Source organism: Cobetia crustatorum, from assembly GCF_000591415.1.
Classification (GTDB): domain Bacteria; phylum Pseudomonadota; class Gammaproteobacteria; order Pseudomonadales; family Halomonadaceae; genus Cobetia; species Cobetia crustatorum.
This window is the reverse complement of the sequence record NZ_JEMF01000054.1, coordinates 1-21,002: the sequence shown is the minus strand read 5'-3', so window position 1 is coordinate 21,002 and position 21,002 is coordinate 1. Positions and strand designations below refer to the sequence as shown.

Genomic DNA, 21,002 nt, shown 5'->3' with positions numbered 1-21,002 from the left:
TCCTTGCGATATATTCATACCGATCTTTCCGACAGCGGCTCACCCGAGTCATTCAGCTCCAGAATGAGCTTGAGCACAACATCCTTCTTAAGTAATCAGATTATTGCGCTTGTCACCCTTGAATGGAGTCTCGCATGACGAATCGCCCCCGCCTCACCTCCGACCAGCTTCGCTCACGCTGGTGGTTTGATAACCCGGAACACCCGGGTACCACTGCGCTTTGTATCGAGCGTTACATGAATTACGGCGTGACCCTGGAGGAGTTGACGTCGGGGAGACCAATTATCGGTATTGCTCAATCCGGCTCCGACCTGACTCCCTGTAATCGTCATCATCTCGAGCTGGTAAAACGTGTGAAGGATGGTATTCGCGCAGCTGGTGGGGTGCCCTTTGAGTTTCCCATGCATCCAATCCATGAAAACGTTCGGCGGCCAACCGCTGCGCTCGATCGAAATCTGGCATATCTCGGTCTAGTTGAAGTGCTGCATGGTTACCCACTGGATGGTGTGGTAATGACCACTGGCTGTGACAAGACCACACCAGCCTGCCTCATGGCGGCGGCTACGGTGAACATTCCCGCTATCGTGTTATCAGGTGGGCCGATGTTAAACGGCTGGCGTGGCAATGAGAGGGTGGGGTCAGGTACGGTCATCTGGGAGCTGAGGAAGCGCTTGGCTACCGGCGACATTGAATATGCTGAATTTCTCTCCAGAGCGACTGACTCCGCCCCGTCGGTTGGCCATTGCAATACCATGGGTACTGCCTCAACCATGAACTCCATGGCCGAGGCCCTGGGGATGAGCTTGCCTGGCTCCGCGATGATTCCCGGGCCTTACAAGGAACGCTCGATGGTTGCCTATCAAACAGGCGATCGGATCGTGAATATGGTTTGGGAAGATATCAGGCCGCTCGATATTTTGACGCGCGCGGCCTTCGAAAATGCGGTGGTGGTGTGTTCCGCGTTGGGGGGGTCTTCCAATGCGCCGGTTCATGTCAATGCCATCGCGCGTCATGCCGGTGTAAAGCTCGATAACGACGACTGGCAGCGTCTTGGGCATCCCGTGCCTCTGCTGGCTAACGTGATGCCGGCGGGAGCCTACCTCGGTGAAGAATTTCATCGTGCTGGTGGGGTACCTGCCGTGGCGCTCGAGCTGCTAAAGCATGGGCTGCTGAATGGTGACGTGATGACCGTCAATGGCCATACGATGGCTGAGAATCTAAAAGGTAACGATACGTTGGATGATGACGTCATTCGCCGTTTTGATAATCCGCTGGTTGCCCATGCAGGATTCTTGAACCTCAAAGGCAACCTTTTCGACTCGGCACTGATGAAAACCAGTGTCATCTCGCCGGATTTTCGGCGCCGATTCCTGGATAACCCAGAGGATATTGAGGCCTTCGAGGGCCGGGTGGTCGTATTTGACGGCTCCGAGGATTATCACGCTCGCATCGATGACCCAAGCTTGAATATCGACGCGACGACCATTCTCGTCATGCGCGGAGCGGGGCCAGTAGGGCATCCGGGTGGGGCTGAGGTCGTCAACATGCAACCTCCTGAAGCCTTGATTCGACAGGGTATCGAGTCGCTGCCGTGTCTCGGTGATGGCCGTCAGTCAGGAACATCCGGGTCGCCTTCCATTCTTAACGCATCACCCGAAGCTGCCACTGGCGGCCCCTTGGCATTGCTTGAAACCGGGGATCGGTTGCGTGTCGATCTAGGCAGAGGGCGGGTGGTTTTGATGGTGGATGAAAGCACCCTGGAGCTGAGGCGAGAACGTCTTGATGCGATAGGTGGATATCCTTATCCGGCTCATCAGACTCCGTGGCAGGAAATACAGCGAACACTGATAGAACCACTAGATCGAGGGATGACGCTACGAGGCGCCGATGAGTATCGCGATGTGGCCCGCGTCAGCCCTCCACGAGACAACCACTGATTGGCGCGCACGCAGGCATGATCGTCGGCTAGCGATCATCCTGAGAGTCATGGTTTTCAGGAGCAATCGCGGGAGGCAGCTTCATAATTGATGGTACCCGTTTTGCGTTAGCAACAAATGAAGGAGGCAATACACTTCACGGTGGGGTAGATGGATTTGAGCGTCGCTTATGGGAGGCCCGGCCTTTCAGGGAAGGGACGGGCGTTGGTCTTTCGCTGATATTGGAAAGCGCTGACGGTGATCAAGGTTTTCCTGGAAGGCTGAGCATTGAAGTGCGCTATACCCTGCTTGCGGAGAATACTCTCGATATCCGCTATCAGGCAGTGACGACGAAAGCCACTCATGTGAACCTGACGCATCATGGTTATTTCAATCTTGAGGGAGAGGGTGAGGGCAATGTTCTCGATCATCTTCTGATGATCAATGCCGACGCCTTCCTACCGATAGACGACGCTCTGCTTCCTGTCGGTGATCTTCGCTCTGTCACGGATACGCCTTTTGACTTCCGGCAACCGATCTCTATTGGCGCCCGCATCGAGACAGACGATAGGCAGCTTGTGCAGGCCAATGGCTATGACCACAATTTCGTGGTGACACAGGGGAATGAGGATAGCGAGACTCTGACACTGGCTGCGGTGCTTGAGGCACCACGGTGTGGACGAGTCATGAAGGTCTATACGACGGAGCCCGGAATTCAGCTGTATTCCGGGAACTCTCTGGATGGCAGTTTGATTGGAAAATCAGGCAACGCCTACTCAAGATATGCTGGTGTGGCGTTGGAAACACAGCACTTTCCGGACTCACCTCATCATCCGTCGTTTCCATCGACATTGCTGAAGCCCGGTGAGAGATATACCAGCAATACTCAATATCAATTTTCTACCCGTGCCGACCTGGGGCTTGCTGGCGTATCAGAAAGGGCCTGAGAGAGTATCTCGGCAGCAATTCCGCGCGCTGCGACGATGCGGCTGTCGTCGAGAACCCTTGGGACGATGCGTGAGGCATCTGGAAGCAGTCGATTCTGATGCTCCTCAAACATGGTCAGGGCTGGCTCCATCAAGGCTGGGCCAAGGCGGGTCAAAGAGCCCCCAATGACAATTTCCGCGGGGTTCAGTGTGTGATGCAGGTTCAATAGAAGCATGCCGAGTGCTTCGCCGGCATGCTTCAGTGTGGTTGCGACTCTGTTCTGCTCCGGATGACGAGCTATCGCCTTATCCAGCTCACTCTCTTCTGAAATACCCAGTGCGGCACGAATTGACCAACCACTCACCAGAGTTTCGGCACACCCTCTATTGCCGCAATGGCAATAGAGGCCGCTGGGTTGGAGTACCGTATGGCCGATTTCTCCCGCCAGACCATGAACCCCGCGGATAACGCGCAAAGGTCTGCCTTCGACGAGGCCGCTGCCTATCCCCGAGCCTGCACTTATATAAAGCAATGATCCCGGAGTGGGATGATGTGCGTTTCGGAAGTACATTTCACCAAAAGCCGCTGCTTTGGCTTCGTTATCCATCAGCCATATTCCCCCGAGATGTGGGAGACGTTCCCGCAGCATGTCGAGCAGGGCGACATCTCTCCATCCAAGATTTGGGGCCAGGCTCAGGCGTCGTTGACTCGGAGAGGTAGGGCCCGGAACGGCAAGCCCTAGTCCAAGACATTCACGCTGCTTGATCTCGGGTGTCTCGAGTATCTCCTCGACAAGGATTGCCAGCCTATCCAGCGTCTCTTCTGGAGTAGTTTGGAGCAAGGCCAAATGGCGCTCTTCAAGAATGGTTCCTCTCAGCGTGCAGGTCACGACGTGTAGTTCGTGCACACCTATCTCGACACCTACGAGTGCGTGGCGAGTTTCGTTGAGATAAAGCGCTCGTCCGGGGCGCCCACCGCCGCGGCGTTGTAAATCCCCCTCCTGTAGCCACCCTTCGTTCAGTAGTGCCTGTACGGCGGCGCCGACTGTCACCTTGGTAAGTTTTGAGCCTTGAGCGACTTCTGCTCGAGTAAGCCCCGGGGTTTGACGCAACGCCTCCAGGACGGCGCTGCGATTGAGCTGTTTCAAGAAGCTGAGGTCACCGGCTTGTGGACGAGGAGCAAAGGTCATGGGCTGGAAGGCTTCCTGTCGAACGATGGGTGAGAATTCTTACAGTGTATCAAGAAGTTGTCATTCATGACGTAGCTGAAAGCTAGACGTGGTTGGTAATCATAAATTACTAATTGGCATGAAAAGGAGGGTGAGTGATGCTGGCTCTGTGATGGAGGTGTGCTGTTTAAATATGGCGGAATAATCCATAAGTCCGTGGATGATAGGTGTCTATTGGAGAGGTGTGGGGGACTTAAGTGTAATGGAAGTTGGCGAAAATATCGTTAAGCTCCCATTGATAAGTAAATACTGTTAACTAACTATTTCGCAGGCTTGCCGATACAAGGGCGGACCTCATTGGGTGCCTTTCATGAGTCAGGCGCCTGAATCCACGCCATTCAGAGGTAATTTCATGACTCCACCTTCCACGTCTCCCATCGCTATCTACCCGGGATTGGCCACCAAGCGTGTGGTCATCACTGGTGGTGGTTCCGGTATTGGAGAGGGCTTGGTAACGGCTTTCGTCGAGCAGGGGGCAGAGGTCCACTTCCTGGATCTCCAGGATCAGTCGTCTGATATCTTAGCGGTAGGTCTTGATGGCGAAGCAGGCTCACGTGCGATCTATCACCAATGTGACCTCACCAATCTCGAAGCGCTAAAGAGAACCCTAACTGATATCGGTGATATCGATATTCTCGTCAACAATGCGGCCAACGACGATCGCCACTCACTTACTGATATTACCCCTGCTTATTTTGATGAGCGTATAGCAGTCAATCTTCGGCACTTGATTTTCGCAAGCCAGGCTGTCGCACCGGGGATGGCGCGTCGAGGAGGTGGCTCCATCATCAATATGGGGTCCATCAGCTGGCATCTCGGGCAAGCGGACCTCGCACTCTACGAAACCTCCAAGGCCGGTATTGAAGGTCTGACACGAGCGCTAGCACGTGAACTCGGGAGTGATGCCATCAGGGTCAACTGCGTCGTTCCCGGTAACGTCAAGACACCACGACAGTCACGCTGGTACTCCGAAGAGGATGAAGCGCAAATTGTCGCTGAACAGAAACTCAAGGTGCGTATTTATCCCCATCACATCGCCTCAATGGTGCTGTTTCTGGCATCAGAGGGTGGGGCTGCCTGTACTGCGCACAATTATTGGGTCGATGCGGGTTGGCTATGACGGCTGATGGCGTTTGTCAGGGGTGCCATTAATTACCTGTCGTCATCATCACTCGTTTTGTCAGCAAGCAATATCAGGTTGTAAGTCACGCCAATGAATAACAAAAAGGAATTCCCATGCACGCCGAGACCTTGCCAGAGCTGGCGCAATTAAAGCATCAGCGCTATATCTTCGGAATCTGTTGTATTGCCGCTATCGGTGGCTTTCTCTTTGGTTTTGATAGTGGTGTCATCAACGGCACTGTCGATGGGCTTCAAGCCTCATTCAATTCGAATAGTGCAGGCACTGGGTTCAACGTCGCCTCAATGTTGCTGGGTTGCGCTGTCGGTGCTTTCTTTGCGGGACGTCTGGCTGACCGATTTGGTCGACGTACGCTGCTGATAGCCTCTGCCGTATTCTTCATCGTCAGTGCCTGGGGTTCTGGCGTGGCCGAGAGCTCGCTGGAATTTGTCGTATATCGGGTATTGGGAGGGATTGCAGTAGGCGCTGCCAGTGTCATGACGCCCGCATATATCAGTGAGGTTGCACCAGCCAATAATCGTGGTCGCTTGGCGACCATTCAGCAGGTGGCAATAATCTCTGGTTTATTCGTGGCTTTTCTCAGCAACTATGTATTGGCTAACGTTGCAGGGTCTTCCACGGAAAGTCTATGGCTCGGTTTTGAGGCCTGGCGTTGGATGTTCTGGATCGAGATGGTGCCTGCGACGATATTCTTCCTCGCATTATTGAGCATTCCGGAGAGCCCGCGCTTCCTGATCAGTCGGGGGCGCGAACAAGAAGCGGGTAGTGTGCTGACAACGCTGATGGGCGAAGAAGACGGGCGTGTCAAAGCGGAGGAAATCCGCCATTCACTCGTCAAGCATCATGCTCCAAGCTTGCGTGACTTGTTCAATACCTCCAATGGACGTGTTCATCGTGTCGTCTGGGTGGGTATCGGGCTGGCAGTATTTCAGCAGCTGGTGGGTATCAATGTCGTCTTTTATTATGGCGCGGTGCTGTGGCAGGCAGTGGGCTTCTCCGAGGGTGATGCCCTATTGATCAACGTGATCAGTGGCGCAGTGTCTATCGGGGCTTGCCTGGTGGCTATCTCGCTGATTGATCGTATCGGACGTAAGCCACTGTTATGGGCTGGCTCCGTTGGCATGGCGGTGACGTTATGCATAGTGGCATATGCTTTCTCTACCGCCTCAAACATTGACGGAGCATTATCATTATCAGGCAGCATGGGGATTGTTGCGCTGCTGTCGGCCAATGCTTATGTGTTGTTCTTCAATGTGTCATGGGGGCCGGTAATGTGGGTCATGCTAGGGGAGATGTTCCCTAACCAGGTTCGTGGCTCCGGGCTCGCTGTCGCAGGACTATTTCAGTGGCTCGCCAATTTTGCTATTACCATGACTTTCCCGATCATGCTGGCGGGTATCGGCTTGGCGGCCGCGTATGGTGTTTATGCTTTCTTCGCTGCCTGTTCCATTGTGTTCGTGATGAAGGCTGTCAAGGAAACGCGTGGTAGAGAGCTGGAGGAGATGGAGTACGAATAAGGTTTTGCTTCAGTGACGTTCTCTATTGGAGTGAAGTTCACTAATTGATGGTCAGCGGTATCACTCAATCAGCCTCATTGTTATCAATGAGGGGCTGATTGAGTTCAAGAAGAAGGGGGAAGTGCAAAGTGACTGCCAAGGATGGTCTCGCCTGGCTCGAGGCCGAGTGCATCCGCTGTTCCGCCGAGAACTGCTTGAGCTGCAAGAAAGGCTTTCTGAGGCTGACGTGTGCGAATTGCCTCCATCAGTATTCGATGGCGCTCCAGGCTTGCTTCGGGGTCAGTAGCATTCTCGTTGGACATCTCAATCAGCAGGTAGATTGAAGGCCGTAGAATATGCGAAAGCTGTGACCAGACGATGTTGCGAGTCGCTTTGAAGATTGCCACATGAAACGCGATATCGTAATCACTGTGCAGACGCTTCATGCCATTTTCCGCGGCATTCATGTCCTGGGCCATGCCATCGAAAGCTTCCTCTATGGCGACGAGATCTCGTGCAGTGGCACGACGTGCGGCCGTCATCGCTACATAGGGTTCGACGTCCAATCGAAAGGCGAGAATCTCGCGTTGTATTTCTGGATTGGGGGCCGCGTAGCAGGTCATCCAATGAGTGACCTGAGGGTCCAGAATATTCCATTCTTCAAATGCCCTGACCTTCGAGCCATGGCCCGAGATGCGCTCAATGATGCCTGCGTCCACAAGCTGGCGCAGATCGCTACGGACTGCGGAGCGATTGATCTGAAATTCCTCGGCTAGATCCACCTCTTTGGGGACGAAGCTGCCGGGACGATATTTACCGGAGAAGATGGCTTCAGCAAGATATTCACTGATGCTAGGCCGTGATCTGGTGCCTTGAAGAGGGGGCTGCACTGGCTGACTCCACTAGAAAACGCGTTTGATGCTAGCGAATGTTGAACATAGTCTCAATCTTATCAGTTTCTTGCTACCGCGTTCCTGCTATCAAGTTCTTGATACATGCTATGCATGCTGCCTTTTTTACTCGGTCTGCATGTCGGTAGGATCATTCTCCTGAATTGCGACAACATTCGATAATCTGATCCCTTAGCCAGCGATGTGCGGGGTCTTTCTGATAGCGGCGATGCCAGCTGAGATGGAAGGGGAACGAGGCGAATGCTACCGGTGGCGCGACGGTGGTCACGGAAAATTGATCGCTGAAATGCTGACACAAGCCTGTCGGCAGGCTGGCGATCAAGGGCGAGCGCTCGAGCAAAGAGGGCACGGCCATGAAGTAGGTGACCGCGAGTGCTACCTCGCGTTTGAGTCCATGCCCCTCCAGCTGCTTGAAGATGCCACTTTTCAGGCGCGTATGCGGTTGTACAAGCACGTGGGCATGTTGCTCGAAATCTTCTTTCCTCATTCGTCCCGCGCTATCCAGTCGTTCCAGCAGCGGGTGGCCGTTGCCGACCAGGCAATCGATGCCTTCCCGAATCACCTCACGCACCACCAGATTTTCCGGTGGCTCTACCTGACGCCCGAAGGCGAGATCCGTGGTGCCGCTCATCACGCCGGCTTCGCTCATGTCTTGCGATAGTCGACGTACCTGAATCGTGATGCCCGGCGCCTGTTCACGCAGAATGGCGGCCAGTTGTGGCAGCACCAGTACCTCGAAATAGTCGTTGGCCGCGATCTCGAAATGACGACATTCGGTATCCGGGGCGAAGTGACGCTCGCTGTTGATCAGACCGTCGAGGTCTGTCAGAGCAGTCTCGATGGTCGGGAACAGATGCTCGGCCTTCTCCGTCGGACGCATGCGCTGACGGTCACGAATGAACAGCGGATCATTGAATAGCTCGCGCAGCTTCGAGAGCGCTGCACTCACTGAAGGCTGGCTCAGATGCAGTCGCTCACCCGCACGGGTGACGTTCTGTTCGAGATAGAGCGCATGAAAGGTACGCAACAGATTGAGATCGTAGTTGAGCTTCATGATGGCACCAGAGAGTACGAGAGCGATGCGGAGCGCAGACAACACTACTATTTGTCTCGATGATAGCAGCTATCCGTACTATCGATTGTGATGATGATGACATGCGCAGTATGGTGGATCTCAACACACGGCGAGCGATTCGCCGCTGCACGTTCCATCTAATGCAACATCGCAGCATCCCCGCACAAGGAGAGCGTCATGAGCAAGGTACTGGTCGTCGTCACTTCCCACGATACCCTCGGTGACACAGGCAAGAAGACAGGCTTCTGGCTGGAAGAGCTGGCAGCTCCCTACTACGTGATGAAAGATGCAGGCGTCGAGGTGACACTCGCCTCTCCCAAGGGTGGTCAGCCGCCGCTTGATCCGGCAAGCGAAGGCGAGGACTTCCAGACGGATGCCACTCGCCGCTTCGACAAGGACACTGCCGCGCAGCAGGATCTTGCCACCACCGCCGTGCTGTCCGAGATGCGCGTCGAAGATTACGATGCCGTCTTCTATCCGGGTGGCCACGGCCCGCTGTGGGATCTGACCAACGACGCCGATTCCATCCGTCTGATCGAGCAATTCCATGCGGCTGGCAAGCTGGTCAGCTCTGTCTGCCACGCACCCGCCGTGCTTCTGAACGCACACAAGCCGGATGGCACTCCCTTTGTTGAAGGTGTGCATGTCACTGGCTTCACCAATGGCGAAGAGGAAGGTGTCGGCCTCACCAACGTCGTGCCGTTCCTGGTGGAAGACGCGCTTCAGCAGAAAGGGGGAATCTACGAGAAGAAAGATGACTTCGCCTCCTATGCCATTCAGGATGGCCTGATCATCACTGGTCAGAACCCGATGTCTTCCGAGGCGGTGGCAGAACTGCTACTCAAGAGCCTCGAAGCCTAAGGCACGTCACAAAACGGCCCTTCACCATCAGGTGAAGGGCCGTTTTTTTATGGGCTGACGCCGAGTGGGACGGCGACGAGATTCCGTTCAGCGCGAGACGTCATCCTGTTGAGAGACGCGCTTTTCGCTACTCCTGATCAGCTGTCCGTTCTCCCGCCAAGGATGACGTGGCGGGTAACACGAGCGTCACAAGATGGCGTGCGCCATCGAGGGGGACACGGATCGTTTCCGCCTCACAGAGTATCTCATCTCCATTCAGTTGCGCTGTTGAGACAATGAGAGCGGCGTCCGTCGAGCGTTTTACCTGAAGCGTGTAATGCGACGACGCCACGCTGATGGTTGCCTCGAATCCCGGCCAGGCAGGCGGCAGGCACGGGGCGATGACAAGGACATCGCCTTCGCGACGAATACCGAGAATGCCCTCCAGGCCCGCGCGGTACATCCAGCCTGCGGAGCCCGTGTACCAGGTCCAGCCACCGCGTCCTTCATGTGGCGCAATGGAGTATACGTCCGCGGCGACGACATAGGGTTCGACCTTGTAGCGTTCCGCTTCCTCCAGACTGAGAGCATGATTGATGGGGTTGAGCAGCGAGAACAGGTTGGCCGCCTTGTCGCCCTGTCCCAATGTTGCATACGCCAGGATGGCCCACATCGAGGCATGGCTGTATTGGCTGCCATTTTCCCTGAGTCCGGGAGGATAGCCACCGATATAGCCCGGGTCATGTTCAGGCTTGTCGAAAGGCGGCCAGAACAACAATGCCAGCCCGGGGTCCACCCGGATCAATTCTTTCTCCATCGACCGCATGGCGAGTGCGGCACGTTGTGGATCGGCCGCGCCGGACAGCACCGCCCAGGTCTGGGCAATCGAATCGATGCGACACTCATCGCTTGCATGAGTCCCCAGCCAGGTGCCGTCATCGTAGGTCGCACGTCGATACCACTCACCATCCCAGGCATGTTGTTCGAGGGATTCGCGTACCGACTCTGCGTGGGCACGCCAACGTCTGGCGCGAGACTCTTCGCCGCTTCGTTGCTCTGCGAAGGGCACGAAAAGCGCCAGGGTGCGTATCAGCAACCACCCCAGCCACACGCTCTCGCCCTTGCCGGCTTCCCCTACACGGTTCATGCCATCGTTCCAGTCACCCCCGCCGATCAATGGCAGACCATGCTCACCCGTCAGCGTCAGGCATTGATCGAGACCACGAGCGCAATGCTCATATAGTGAGGCTGTTTCGTCAGCAATCATGGGCTGGAAGAAGGCGTCGTGTTCACCGCTGGCCAGCAACGCGCCTTCGAGGAAGCTCACCGGCTCATCCAGCACGGCAGTGTCGCCTGAGGTGGTGACGTACCGGGCGCAGGCATAGGACAGCCAGACCCGATCGTCGGAAATGCGCGTACGCACGCCCTGACCGGAATGCGGAAGCCACCAGTGCTGGACATCTCCTTCGACGAACTGACGCGAGGCGGCACGCAGCAAGTGATGTCGAGTCGTTTCGGGGCTGGCGAAGGTCAAGGCCATGCCGTCCTGCAGTTGATCACGGAAACCGTAGGCACCACTGGACTGATAGAACGCGGAACGCGCGGTGATGCGGCAGGCCAATGTCTGATAGAGCAACCAGCCATTGAGCATGATATCCATGGCGCGATCGGGGGTTGTGACTTGCACCGCTCCCAGCTGCTCATTCCAGTGGGCGGCCACCGCCGCGAGCTCAGCATCCAGGTCGGCCTGACGATACCGGAGAATGAGTGCCCTGGCGTCTTCATCGCTATGACATTGGCCGATGAAAGAGGCGATCTCGACGGTCTCGCCGGGCGCCAGCACGATGCTGCATTGCAAGGCCGCGCAAGGATCCCACCCGGCGCCCACGGCGCCTGAAAGGGGAGTGCGACCAGCAAGGCTTGCGGGGGCGGCATGGCTGCCACCATGGCCGAGAAATTCGCCGCGATCAGCGGTCCAGGTCGTTTGCAGGCCGCTGAGATCGGCGAAGGCAACACGTCCGGGGAAGTTCATGTTCCACGGATTGCTGGCCAGCAGCGCGCCACAACTTTCATCCCGGCGTGTGACAATGAAGGGGGCGGATGCGCCGCGAGACAAGCTCAATGTCCACTCCGCATAGGCCGTGACAGACAGCTTGCGTGGCCGTTTCGAATGGTTTGTCAGGGTGAGACGCGAGATCCGGATAGGGTCATCCAGCGGCACGAAATGGATCAGGTCGAGGCCGATACCGTGAGCCTCGTGTTCGAAACGGCTATAGCCGAATCCGTGGCGGGCCACGTAACGACCCTGATCACGTACCGGCATTGCCGTTGCCGTCCATACTGCCAGGCTCTCTTCATCGCGCACGTAGATCGCATCGCCGCAGGGGTCCATCACAGGATCGTTGGACCAGGGCGTGAGCGTATTCTCGCGGCTGTTGTCGGCCCATGTATAGCCTGCGCCTTCCGCCGATACCTGAAAACCGAAGCCGGGGTTGGCGACGACATTGAGCCAGGGAGCCGGCGTGCTGCGGCCGGCCTCCAGGATCGTCACATACTCCTTGCCCTGCTTGTCAAAGCCCCCGAGACCATTGAAGAACTCCAGCGCAGGCAGCATGTCTTCGTTCTGAGGTGCTTCGTTCTGAGGTGCTTCGTTCTGAGGTGCTTCGTTCTGAGGTGCTTCGTCCTGAGGTGCTTCGCCCTGCAGCGGTTGCACTGTTGCAGGCTCAGGCTGGTTCGTCGTCTCGGACATCGCGTCGGGCATCTTCCCGGACGGCGGATAACACAGTGCAGGCGGTATCAGAGCGAGCTGGTCGGCAATGGGTCCACGGTGCGCCATCAGCATCACCCTCGCCACGGACTGCAGCAACAGACGTGATGCAAGGCTCATCAGGTCAGCGCGCAAGACGATGACCGAGCCCTGATCATGGCCCTCGTGCATGCGCGGGCGTGTCTGGCTGCTCTGCACAGCGGTTTCTATCGCTTGCTGTAGGTCCTGGACATAGGAGGAGGCGCGCTCATTGATGATCACCAGATCGACGCCAAGGCGCTTCATTCGCCAATATTCATGGGCGCGCAGCAGCTGGCGTACCTGGGCCATGTCCTCGGTGGAATCGATGCGCACCAGTACGATCGGCAGGTCGCCGGAAATGGCCAGCGGCCACAGTGAGGATTGCAGGCCAGCGCCGCGTGCAATGGCCTCCCGCGAGGCCCTGAATCGGATATCGGCATACAGGATGGGGGCGGCCAGGCGCTGGAAGTCCGAGGCCTCTTCTGGCGTGATCCCCAGATGGCGAAGCTGAACCTGTGCCTGGGTCCAGGCCAGCGTCTTGGCGCGTTCATAGGCGCTGCGGTCGTGGTGCTTGTCGATCAGATCCAGCAGCGCTTCGCGAGACGCCGCCACGACAGTCCAGAAGGCGATGCGAGTGACTTTTCCGGAGGGCACCTTGAGGCAATGGCGCAGTGAGAATACCGGGTCGAGCACCGTGCCGGTCGTGTTGCTCAGGCGCTGTTTTTCCTTCAGGGCAGCGGCTGTCATCACCGTGCGCCCCCTGCCGATGAATTGGGCGCGATCGGTCTCGTACTGGAGCGCGCCGAGGGATTCGCCTTCCACTATCGCGAAGTGCGCGGCCCAGATCTCAGCCTCATCTGGACTGCGTCGACGACGTGTCGCGATCAACGCCTCGAATTCTTCCAGGTATTCGGTAACCACGAACAGCTTGGCAAACGCTGGATGAGCATTCTCGGTGGTGGGCGTGGTCAGTACCAGTTCCGCATAGGAGGTCACTTCGATCTTGCGCGCCTTGCGCCCGCTGTTGGTCAGGGACACGCGACGGACTTCGCTATCATCCTCGCCAGAGACAAGGACATCGAGGTGAGTGGTCAGGGTGTCCTGGCGATGCGTGAAGCGGGCATAATCTTCTGCAAAGAGTACATCATGGCTGTCTGCCTTCGCTTCTCCGCCACTGCCGGGCATGGGGCCACTGGCTGACCAGACGGTGGACGTGTCCCTGTCACGCAGGAAGATGAGGCTACCCAGGTGATCACGGGTCGCATCTTCCAGCCAGCGACTGATGGCGATGTGCTGCCAGCGGCTATAGCCGGCTCCTGTCGCCGTCAGCATGACGGAATAACGACCGTTCGAGAGCAGGTGGGTGACGGGTGCGCCGGCACACGTTGCCGGGATACACCGGATCGCCCGACCATCGTTGAGCGTGTCTCGCGGGGGTGACGTGACTTCTTCTGCGCGAGGATGCGCGATTGCCATGTTGCGTGGGATGCGTTCTTGCAACAGCAGCTCGCAGGCCTGAATGATCGGCTCACGATGGAAGCGTTCACGCATCTGTCCGTCATGAAGGGTATTGGCAATCGCCACGATGCTCATGCCCTGATGGTGGGCCATGAAACTGCGCACGATGGAAAACGGCTTGCCTGCCTGGAGGCGCGAGGGCGTGAAATCGAGTGCCTCATAGAATCCATGGCGACCCAATGCGCCCAGCTCAGCAAGGCGCGCGAAATTGCGATGCGCGGCGAGGGGCTCGACCATCGTGGCCAGCCCGGTCGCGTAGGGCGCGACGACCAGGTCCGCTGACAGGCCACGCTTCAGCCCCAGCCCCGGTACGCCGAAATTGGTGTACTGATACGTGAAATGCACATCGCGAACGTTATAGGCCGATTCGGAGATCCCCCACGGCATGTCGCGTCCTGCGGCATAGGCCATCTGGCGCTTGACCACCAGGCGATTGGTTTGCTCAAGCAGACTGCCGGCCGGCGCCCGCATCACCAGCGATGGCATCAGGTATTCGAACATCGAACCTGACCACGAAATCAGCGCTGAGCCATGCTCAAGTGGCGTGGCCGTCCGTCCGAGACGGAACCAGTGGCGCGTCGGAGCATCGCCCTTGGCAATCGCCAGCAGACTGGCCAAGCGGGCTTCGGAAGCGAGCAGGTCATAACAGCTACTATCGAGTGCATTGTCGTCCACGGAATAGCCGATCGACAGCAACTGGCGTTCAGGCACGAGCAGGAAGGCGAAATTCATTCCCAATGCCATCGCTCGAGCGTCGGCAGCAATCTGTCTGAAGCGCGCCAGGAGCTGGTCACAGGGATCAGTCTTGGTGGACTCTTTTTGATCGTGGTAATGCTCGGCGGCCGACTTGCGCAGCACCCCTACCCAGAACAGCACTTCTTCGGCCCAGCCTGCCTCGGTACCGCGCAGGGAATCATGGGCGATTCTCGTGGTGTGATCCGCGAGTTGTCGCAGTGCGGACAGGCCCGTGATGAACGACGCATCTGTCTGCAAATATCCTTCGATGTCCTTCAGGCAGAGGCAGAGCGGTGCGATCAGTGTTGCATGTGTCGCCGGGACTGCCTTGAGGGCGTCGCGTAGCAGGCTCAGATTGTCGGCGACGCCTTGACGCAGAGTGGGCAATTGCCGGGTTCTTGACCAGGTATCACAGGCATTGGCGACCACCAGCAGATGGCCCGCCAGATTGCCGCTATCGACCGAGGAGACATATCTTGGGTCCAGCGGGCGCAGGTCACGAGTATCGTACCAGTTGAAAAAATGTCCACGGTAACGGGGAAGCGTCTGCATGACGCCCAGTGTGGCCTCCAGACGCTCGGCGGTATTGAGCGCACCCAGCCACCCAAAATCCCGGGCGGCCAGAGTGGACAGCAGATAGAGCCCCATGTTGGTGGGAGAGGTGCGATGCGCGATGACGGGCTGAGGGGTTTCCTGAAAATTGTCCGGTGGCAGCCAGTTGTCGCGAGCGGTGACGAAGGTTTCGAAGAAGCGCCAGGTCCGTCGCGCGATCAAGCGCAGTTCACGTGCTTCGGCATCAGACAGCGGCGCCTGATGTTCAAGGCACCCCGGCCGACTGACCCAAGCGGCGATAGCTGGCGCTGCCAGCCACAGCAGGCCTGCCAGCAGTGCCACCGGCCAGGCCTCGGGCGACTGGATCACGACACTCAATGCGGCGGCCAGTGCCAGCAATGTCCCCGGCGCCATACTGCGATAGAAGCCGGTCAGCGTCAGTCGCGGGCGACCGGTTGACTGGGCCGCCGTCGTCCACTCAAGCAGATGGCGGCGAGTGATCGTGACCCGAATCATCGTCCTGACGATGGCATCCAGCATCCGCCAGGCCTGATCGGGCAGGAAGGCGAGCCACAATAGTGTCTGTATCGACGCCAGTCTGAGTTCGGAGAACCATTGCTGAAAATAGTGGCGCACGTTGATGCCAGACCGCCTTGGCACCAGCGACAGCAACAGCGGCAGAAGCGGAGGCGCGGCAATAACGATGATGGTGCCCAGTGTGCCCAACAGCGCCGCGGGCAGCGGCAATAACCAACTGATGATCAGAAAGGCGAGCAGGAGTGGTACAAGGAGTGAGCGGCGAAGGTTGTCCATCAGTTTCAGGCGCCCGGTCCAGGGCATCGTCTGCGCAACGATCCATGGCAGCAATTGCCAATCGCCTCGTGTCCAACGGTGCTGGCGCTTGGAGGCAACATCGTAGCGGGAGGGGAATTCCTCGATCACTTCGATATCCGAGGCCAGCCCGGCCCGAGCAAACACGCCTTCGAACAGATCATGGCTGAGGACGCTGTTTTCTGGCACACGCCCGCTGAGCGAGGCTTCGAATGCATCAATCTGGTAGATGCCCTTGCCGGCGAAGGACCCCTCGCCAAGCAGGTCCTGATAAAGGTCTGAGGTCGCCGCAGCGTAGGGATCTATTCCGCCGGGCGCGGAAAAGAGACGTTGGAAGATCGAGCCTTGTCGACCCATCGGTAGCGAGGGTGTGACACGTGGCTGCAATACCGCATAACCCTCAACGACGCGCTGGCGGCTTTCATCGAACCTGGGCTGATTCAGCGGGTGCGCCATCTTGCCGATCAGTCGACTGGCTGCCCCCCGCGGCAAGCGTGTCCGCATCCAGCGTGATGACATACTGCACATCACTCGGCATGGCCGCGGGCGCCAGGAAGGTGGTGTCGTTGGCACCGCGCAGCAGGCGGTTGAGCTCCTGTAGCTTGCCGCGTTTTCGCTCCCAGCCCATCCAGCAGTCTTCACTGTGATTGAAGACCCGTCGCCGGTGCAGCAGGAAGAAGCGATCATGACCATCAATGTCGCCATGGCGCTGGTTCAATTGCGCGATCGCTTCACTGGCGGCCGCCAATAGCGGCGCATCGTCGTTGATGTGTTCGTGCTGAGCATCGACCCATCAGTGAGCAGCGCATAGACAAGCGCACCGCCACCGCTGGCCAGATGATGTACCTCCAGTCGCTCGATCTGCTCGTGAAGTTCGGCCGCATTGGTCAGCAAGGTGGGTACGGCAATCAGGGTGTGCAGATTGGCGGGGACACCTTCGGAGAGATCAAGGCTGGGTAGCGGCTTGGGGCCAACACAGAAGATGATGAGGCGACTGGCCAACAATGTCGCGATCTCGGTGGCCGGCAGCAACCCAAGCAATCCGAGTAGCCACAGCCAGCCAGTGACCGATTCACCGCCGGACAGTGACCATAACCCTGTCAAGGTCACTGCCAGCAACGCGGCGGTCATGAGTGCAATCAGGCTCACGTAACCGCCAATGCCTGCGCTGACAAAGCCCTGGCGTATGCGCTGGCGCAGTGAAGGCCGAAAGCCGAGGGTTCGTTCAAGTGCAGGGCGCCCAGCGGCTATCAGAAAATAGCCGGGATCACCGCGGCGAGCGGTTTCGATGGCGCCCTCAGCGTTGGCCAGTGCTGCGTGTGCGGCGGCCAGGGCGTGCTCGGCAACTTCCAGTTCTTGCCAGTCAGAGCCACGCGCCAGTTGCTCCACGGCACTGCGATAACTATTGCGGGTCGGGAAGTCGAGAGTCGCGAAGAGAGGGCTCTGGTTGAGCCGCGTATTGACCAGACTGACGCTTTCGAACAACTCCGCCCAATCGATACTCGAGACGAAGTGCATGCTGGTGATGATGTTGCGCACGGTAACGTTGGCGGCCCCCTGATGTTGCTGGGCTCGCTGTACCACATTGTCGACAGAGCCGCCTTGAGACCTGACTTTCCGCTCAAGCCAGTCCACCATGGGATTGGTGCGCGGATCCAGACCTCGCAAGCGCTTGGCCAGCTGGGCGACGAAGGGGTCTTCTAATGGCGTTGTGCTTCGCGGCAGCGTACTGATATCCAGGGTTGGATAGAGTTCCTCCGGCACCAGCCACTGACTGGCCAGGGCATCTGCCTCATTGCGGGCAGACTGCTCGCTGACAATTTGTTCGGCGAGGCGCCGCAGGTTTTCGACAAGCACGATGCGAAGCGTGATCGCGACCGCCCAGAGCTCGCCGATCGTCAAGGGCTGAACGCGCTGATAGGCCGTGATGAAATCGTGCAGAGTGTCGATGTCGAGGTGGCTGTCGGTGTGAACCACAAAGGCCCAGGCAAGGCCAAAGACACGCGGATAGCCGGCAAATGGGCCTTCTGCCAGTTTGGGAAGCTGGTGATAATAGCCGGGAGGAAGGTCATCGCGAACCTCGCGAATCTGGGCCTCGATGAGATGATAATTATCGAGTAGCCAGGTGGCGGCAGGCACGATGTCGCGTCCCTCCGCGACTTCCAGCGCACTGGCGCGATAGGCCTTCAGTAGCACCTTGGCATTATCCTCAAGTCGTGCCGACAGCGACAATACTTTAGGAGGCGTGTCAGTGATACCCTGCGCGAGCGCAAGGCTACCGGCATGTTGTTCGAGACGCTCAACACTGAACAGCTCTCCCCGCACGGGGGCTGTATCATGCCAAGGTGAAGACGAAGACGAAGGAAAAGCCCGGAGCACCATATTAAGGAGAGAGGTCACGAGCGCTATCCTGGTCGATGCGCATTACCCATGGGGGCAAGCGATAGTACGTCACCAGAAAGTATGTAGAAAGCTCATGAAACTGTCTGTTCGCTAGCGCACATATCCCTCCCTGCCGCGGCGCCTCGGCAATTTAACGTAGTGTGGTGTTCAACGGTTTGTTATTACCAGTGAGCACTCAGTCTTTTTAAGCATTCAGGCATTCAGGCATTCAGGCAATCAGGCAATCAGGCAATCAGGCAATCAGGCAATCAGGCAATCAGGCAATCAGGCAATCAGCGAATAGGGCATCAAGCGATCGCTTTCCTTTTTTACCACCGCATAACACTCACAACTTCGTTCTTCGAGTCGCGGTCTGTCGAGTACCGTGATATGGCCACGTCGATATTCGATGATACCCAGTTTATGCAGTTTTCCGGCCGCCTCGGTAACGCCCTCACGACGCACTCCCAACATGTTGGCGATCAACTCCTGGGTCATGTCCAATTGATTACTCGGCAGCCGGTCCAGGGACAGCAGCAACCAGCGACATAACTGTTGGTTGATCGAATGATGGCGGTTGCATACCGCTGTCTGCGCCATCTGAGTAATGAGTGACTGGGTATAGCGCAACAGCAGGTGCAGCATTTCGCCATGGCGGTTGAATTCATCCTTCAGCTGATCTACCGGCAATCTGAACGCCAGCCCAGCACTCTGCACAATCGCGCGACTGGTGGTGCTTTCTCCCCCCATGAAGACAGCAATACCGACCAGGCCTTCATTGCCGACCACCGCGATTTCTGCAGAGGCACCATTCTCGGTCACATAAAGTAATGACACGATCGCATCAATGGGAAAGTAGACGTGATTCAGTGCGCTTCCTGACGTGTGAATGATCTGCCCCAACGAAAGTGGCACGGTGTCTATGTGCGGTGATAATCGTTTCTTCACGTCATCAGGCAGTGCCGCTAATAAATGATTATGATCATGAGTCAGACGCTCGGTCATACCTTTCCTCCAATGAAAGGGTTTGTGTAGCAACATCCATTGTCTTGACATTATGTATGTCTTTTACTTCTGTGATTTTATATGGCTATAGGTGGGCGTAGTATTGTCTTCGCTATTCAAGATGAATCGAAGGTCTAACGACGTTACTCACCTTCTCGAGAAAAGCCGACATCAAGTGTGATCAGTCTATTTGTTGAGAATGGAGGTGACGCTGAGTATTACGGCAGCATGGCACCCCGCAATAACGTCAATAACGACGGAATGTTACTGAATAAGTGCTAGTTGACTCGTCATGATGACAGTCAAGACGTGATGGCGAATGGAGCTGACGCTACAAAGTAACATAGTCTCAGTGACCACATGCTCATGACAGTCTCTTGTGATGCTGATGGATAGGCCAACCGTATCTATCGTCGGTGTGAGAAAGACGCGAGGTTTGACTGCCTGAAACAGGCCAGCGTCATCAACGAAAATGGGCGCCCACTCATCGAGAGTTGGACGCCCATTTTCATCTTCCTATCATTCTCTTCCCGTCATCATCTTCCTGTCTAGAAGTAGAAGATAGGTCACGCCACATGCTTATTTTTGCTCCACCCAGGCCTTCCAGCCGCCGTACTCGCTGATGTCCGTCATCGGCACGTCGCAGTCAGCGGAGACCGAGCAGATGAAGCCCGCGACCCAGCGGCCGTCTTCGAGCTCGATCTGACCCAGCCCCAGCGGGAAGGGTGGGAGACACTGAACTGCACCAGATTGACCTCGCGGTCCTTCAGGGACTCGATGGAATCGCCGTCGCGCACCATCACGCCGTCATTGCCATCGGAGTAGTCACCCAGAATCAGCGCGGTGGAATCCACACTGCTGGCGGCGGGGAGGGTGAGGGCGTCCATGTTGGTCATGGCGCAGCCATCGACATTGCCGGAGGTGTACTGATTGATGGACTCGACGTAATCGTTGACCTGCACCACATCGATGTTGATGTCGTACTTCTTGGCCCACTTGTCGACGATTCCCTGGGTGTCCGCGTATTCCCACGGCATCCAGCCGGCATACACCGACCAGCATACGCTGAAGGAATCCTGCGCCATGGCCTGTGGGCTCAGCGAGGCGCCAAGCAGCAGCGCGCCGGCCAGCGCGGCACGTCGGGAGGTCTTGCTGGATACGGCGGATACCGCAGGGGAATCAGATGCGACAGCAGCGGATGGCGCCTGAGCGCAGGCATCCGAGAGGGAAGTCGTAGACGGGGAAAGGCGAGCGGGCTGGGTCATTGTCGTTATCTCCGGCGGAAAAAGTGAGAGGCGCCGACCTTTTCAGGCGTTGCGTCTCCCGGGCTTTTATCCCGCCGTGTAACCCCCAGCTGGAGGTCGAGTGCTCTCGGACCAGTCGTGACGGCTATCAGCCAGTCACCGGAACCCTAGCGCTCCATTGGTGTAGATTTTCGATTGTTGTATGCCTATCGGTGCCTCCCTGAATGTCTAGCAGGAAGTGTGGCATTGTAGGATTTATCAGATTAATCAATTGGTTATAGGCAATAAATGCTGTCTTTGAGGATATGGTTTACAGAAAATGCACCATTCGTGGTGCTGTTTTAAGACCAGTGATCCATATTGGTGAAAAAATTAGCGTTGGCTTTGGGTAATTGTCGGGTCCCGTCTGATTA

Annotated in this window: 13 protein-coding genes and 1 riboswitch; of the genes, 5 read left to right on the top strand and 8 right to left on the bottom strand. The window is 57.1% G+C overall.

Translation table 11 applies throughout. The annotated features are described in order from the left end of the window. Nucleotides 1-134 precede the first annotated feature (134 nt). Both BF12_RS0111955 and BF12_RS21730 read left to right on the top strand, forming a co-directional pair. Complete coding sequence (locus tag BF12_RS0111955) at nucleotides 135-1,937, top strand: IlvD/Edd family dehydratase (protein WP_024952483.1); 1,803 nt, start codon at nucleotides 135-137, stop codon at nucleotides 1,935-1,937. 65 nt (nucleotides 1,938-2,002) lie between these two features. Beyond that, complete coding sequence (locus BF12_RS21730) at nucleotides 2,003-2,863, top strand: galactose-1-epimerase (protein ID WP_084488094.1); 861 nt, start codon at nucleotides 2,003-2,005, stop codon at nucleotides 2,861-2,863. On the opposite strand, the gene BF12_RS0111945 is transcribed toward BF12_RS21730, so the two are convergent. After that, the gene (locus BF12_RS0111945) at nucleotides 2,809-4,032 is read right to left on the bottom strand and encodes an ROK family protein (RefSeq protein WP_024952481.1); all 1,224 of its coding nucleotides are present in this window, start codon (nucleotides 4,030-4,032) and stop codon (nucleotides 2,809-2,811) included. The two genes, BF12_RS21730 and BF12_RS0111945, sit on opposite strands and share 55 nt — an antisense overlap. 391 nt (nucleotides 4,033-4,423) lie before the next feature. Here BF12_RS0111945 and xylB point away from each other — a divergent pair, with 391 nt between their 5' ends. Together xylB and BF12_RS0111935 are read left to right on the top strand one after the other, a co-directional pair. Further along, nucleotides 4,424-5,191: a D-xylose 1-dehydrogenase gene (xylB, locus tag BF12_RS0111940; RefSeq protein ID WP_024952480.1), complete on the top strand. Its 768-nt coding sequence runs from the start codon at nucleotides 4,424-4,426 to the stop codon at nucleotides 5,189-5,191. A gap of 116 nt (nucleotides 5,192-5,307) precedes the next feature. Continuing rightward, nucleotides 5,308-6,729, top strand: a complete 1,422-nt coding sequence (locus tag BF12_RS0111935) for a sugar porter family MFS transporter (RefSeq protein ID WP_051510958.1) — start codon at nucleotides 5,308-5,310, stop codon at nucleotides 6,727-6,729. A 104-nt stretch (nucleotides 6,730-6,833) separates the two neighbouring features. On the opposite strand, the gene BF12_RS0111930 is transcribed toward BF12_RS0111935, so the two are convergent. Beyond that, a complete protein-coding gene (locus BF12_RS0111930) occupies nucleotides 6,834-7,598 on the bottom strand; it encodes a FadR/GntR family transcriptional regulator (protein ID WP_024952478.1) in 765 nt (254 codons plus the stop codon). A gap of 151 nt (nucleotides 7,599-7,749) precedes the next feature. Further along, nucleotides 7,750-8,673 carry a LysR family transcriptional regulator gene (locus BF12_RS0111925; RefSeq protein ID WP_024952477.1) on the bottom strand — a complete coding sequence of 308 codons (924 nt, stop codon included), beginning with the start codon at nucleotides 8,671-8,673 and terminating at the stop codon, nucleotides 7,750-7,752. A gap of 198 nt (nucleotides 8,674-8,871) precedes the next feature. On the opposite strand from BF12_RS0111925, the gene BF12_RS0111920 reads away from it, so the two are divergent. Next, the gene (locus BF12_RS0111920; RefSeq protein ID WP_024952476.1) at nucleotides 8,872-9,555 is read left to right on the top strand and encodes a type 1 glutamine amidotransferase domain-containing protein; all 684 of its coding nucleotides are present in this window, start codon (nucleotides 8,872-8,874) and stop codon (nucleotides 9,553-9,555) included. A gap of 127 nt (nucleotides 9,556-9,682) precedes the next feature. On the opposite strand, the gene BF12_RS19875 is transcribed toward BF12_RS0111920, so the two are convergent. The 5 genes from BF12_RS19875 to BF12_RS23710 form a co-directional block, all read right to left on the bottom strand. Beyond that, complete coding sequence (locus BF12_RS19875; RefSeq protein WP_248623691.1) at nucleotides 9,683-16,414, bottom strand: glycoside hydrolase family 94 protein; 6,732 nt, start codon at nucleotides 16,412-16,414, stop codon at nucleotides 9,683-9,685. Then, a complete protein-coding gene (locus BF12_RS22905; protein ID WP_248623690.1) occupies nucleotides 16,380-16,676 on the bottom strand; it encodes a hypothetical protein in 297 nt (98 codons plus the stop codon). The genes BF12_RS19875 and BF12_RS22905 overlap by 35 nt, the downstream gene beginning before the upstream one ends. Then, nucleotides 16,673-18,283 carry a hypothetical protein gene (locus BF12_RS22900; RefSeq protein ID WP_248623689.1) on the bottom strand — a complete coding sequence of 537 codons (1,611 nt, stop codon included), beginning with the start codon at nucleotides 18,281-18,283 and terminating at the stop codon, nucleotides 16,673-16,675. The genes BF12_RS22905 and BF12_RS22900 overlap by 4 nt, the downstream gene beginning before the upstream one ends. Before the next feature lie 342 nt (nucleotides 18,284-18,625). Next, nucleotides 18,626-19,345 carry a Crp/Fnr family transcriptional regulator gene (locus tag BF12_RS0111910; RefSeq protein WP_024952475.1) on the bottom strand — a complete coding sequence of 240 codons (720 nt, stop codon included), beginning with the start codon at nucleotides 19,343-19,345 and terminating at the stop codon, nucleotides 18,626-18,628. Between the two features lie 579 nt (nucleotides 19,346-19,924). Beyond that, nucleotides 19,925-20,047, bottom strand: a complete 123-nt coding sequence (locus BF12_RS23710) for an allophanate hydrolase-related protein (RefSeq protein WP_439644514.1) — start codon at nucleotides 20,045-20,047, stop codon at nucleotides 19,925-19,927. 616 nt (nucleotides 20,048-20,663) lie between these two features. Continuing rightward, nucleotides 20,664-20,771: riboswitch (guanidine-I (ykkC/yxkD leader) on the bottom strand. Nucleotides 20,772-21,002: the final 231 nt, after the last annotated feature.

Bases quoted from the DNA above. Each gene is read 5' to 3' on its own strand.
- BF12_RS0111955 (WP_024952483.1), top strand. From the start codon at position 135: ATGACGAATCGCCCCCGCCTCACCTCCGACCAGCTTCGCTCACGCTGG.
- BF12_RS0111945 (WP_024952481.1), bottom strand. From the start codon at position 4,032: ATGACCTTTGCTCCTCGTCCACAAGCCGGTGACCTCAGCTTCTTGAAA.
- xylB (WP_024952480.1), top strand. From the start codon at position 4,424: ATGACTCCACCTTCCACGTCTCCCATCGCTATCTACCCGGGATTGGCC.
- BF12_RS0111935 (WP_051510958.1), top strand. From the start codon at position 5,308: ATGCACGCCGAGACCTTGCCAGAGCTGGCGCAATTAAAGCATCAGCGC.
- BF12_RS0111925 (WP_024952477.1), bottom strand. From the start codon at position 8,673: ATGAAGCTCAACTACGATCTCAATCTGTTGCGTACCTTTCATGCGCTC.
- BF12_RS0111920 (WP_024952476.1), top strand. From the start codon at position 8,872: ATGAGCAAGGTACTGGTCGTCGTCACTTCCCACGATACCCTCGGTGAC.
- BF12_RS19875 (WP_248623691.1), bottom strand. From the start codon at position 16,414: ATGGCGCACCCGCTGAATCAGCCCAGGTTCGATGAAAGCCGCCAGCGC.
- BF12_RS0111910 (WP_024952475.1), bottom strand. From the start codon at position 19,345: ATGACCGAGCGTCTGACTCATGATCATAATCATTTATTAGCGGCACTG.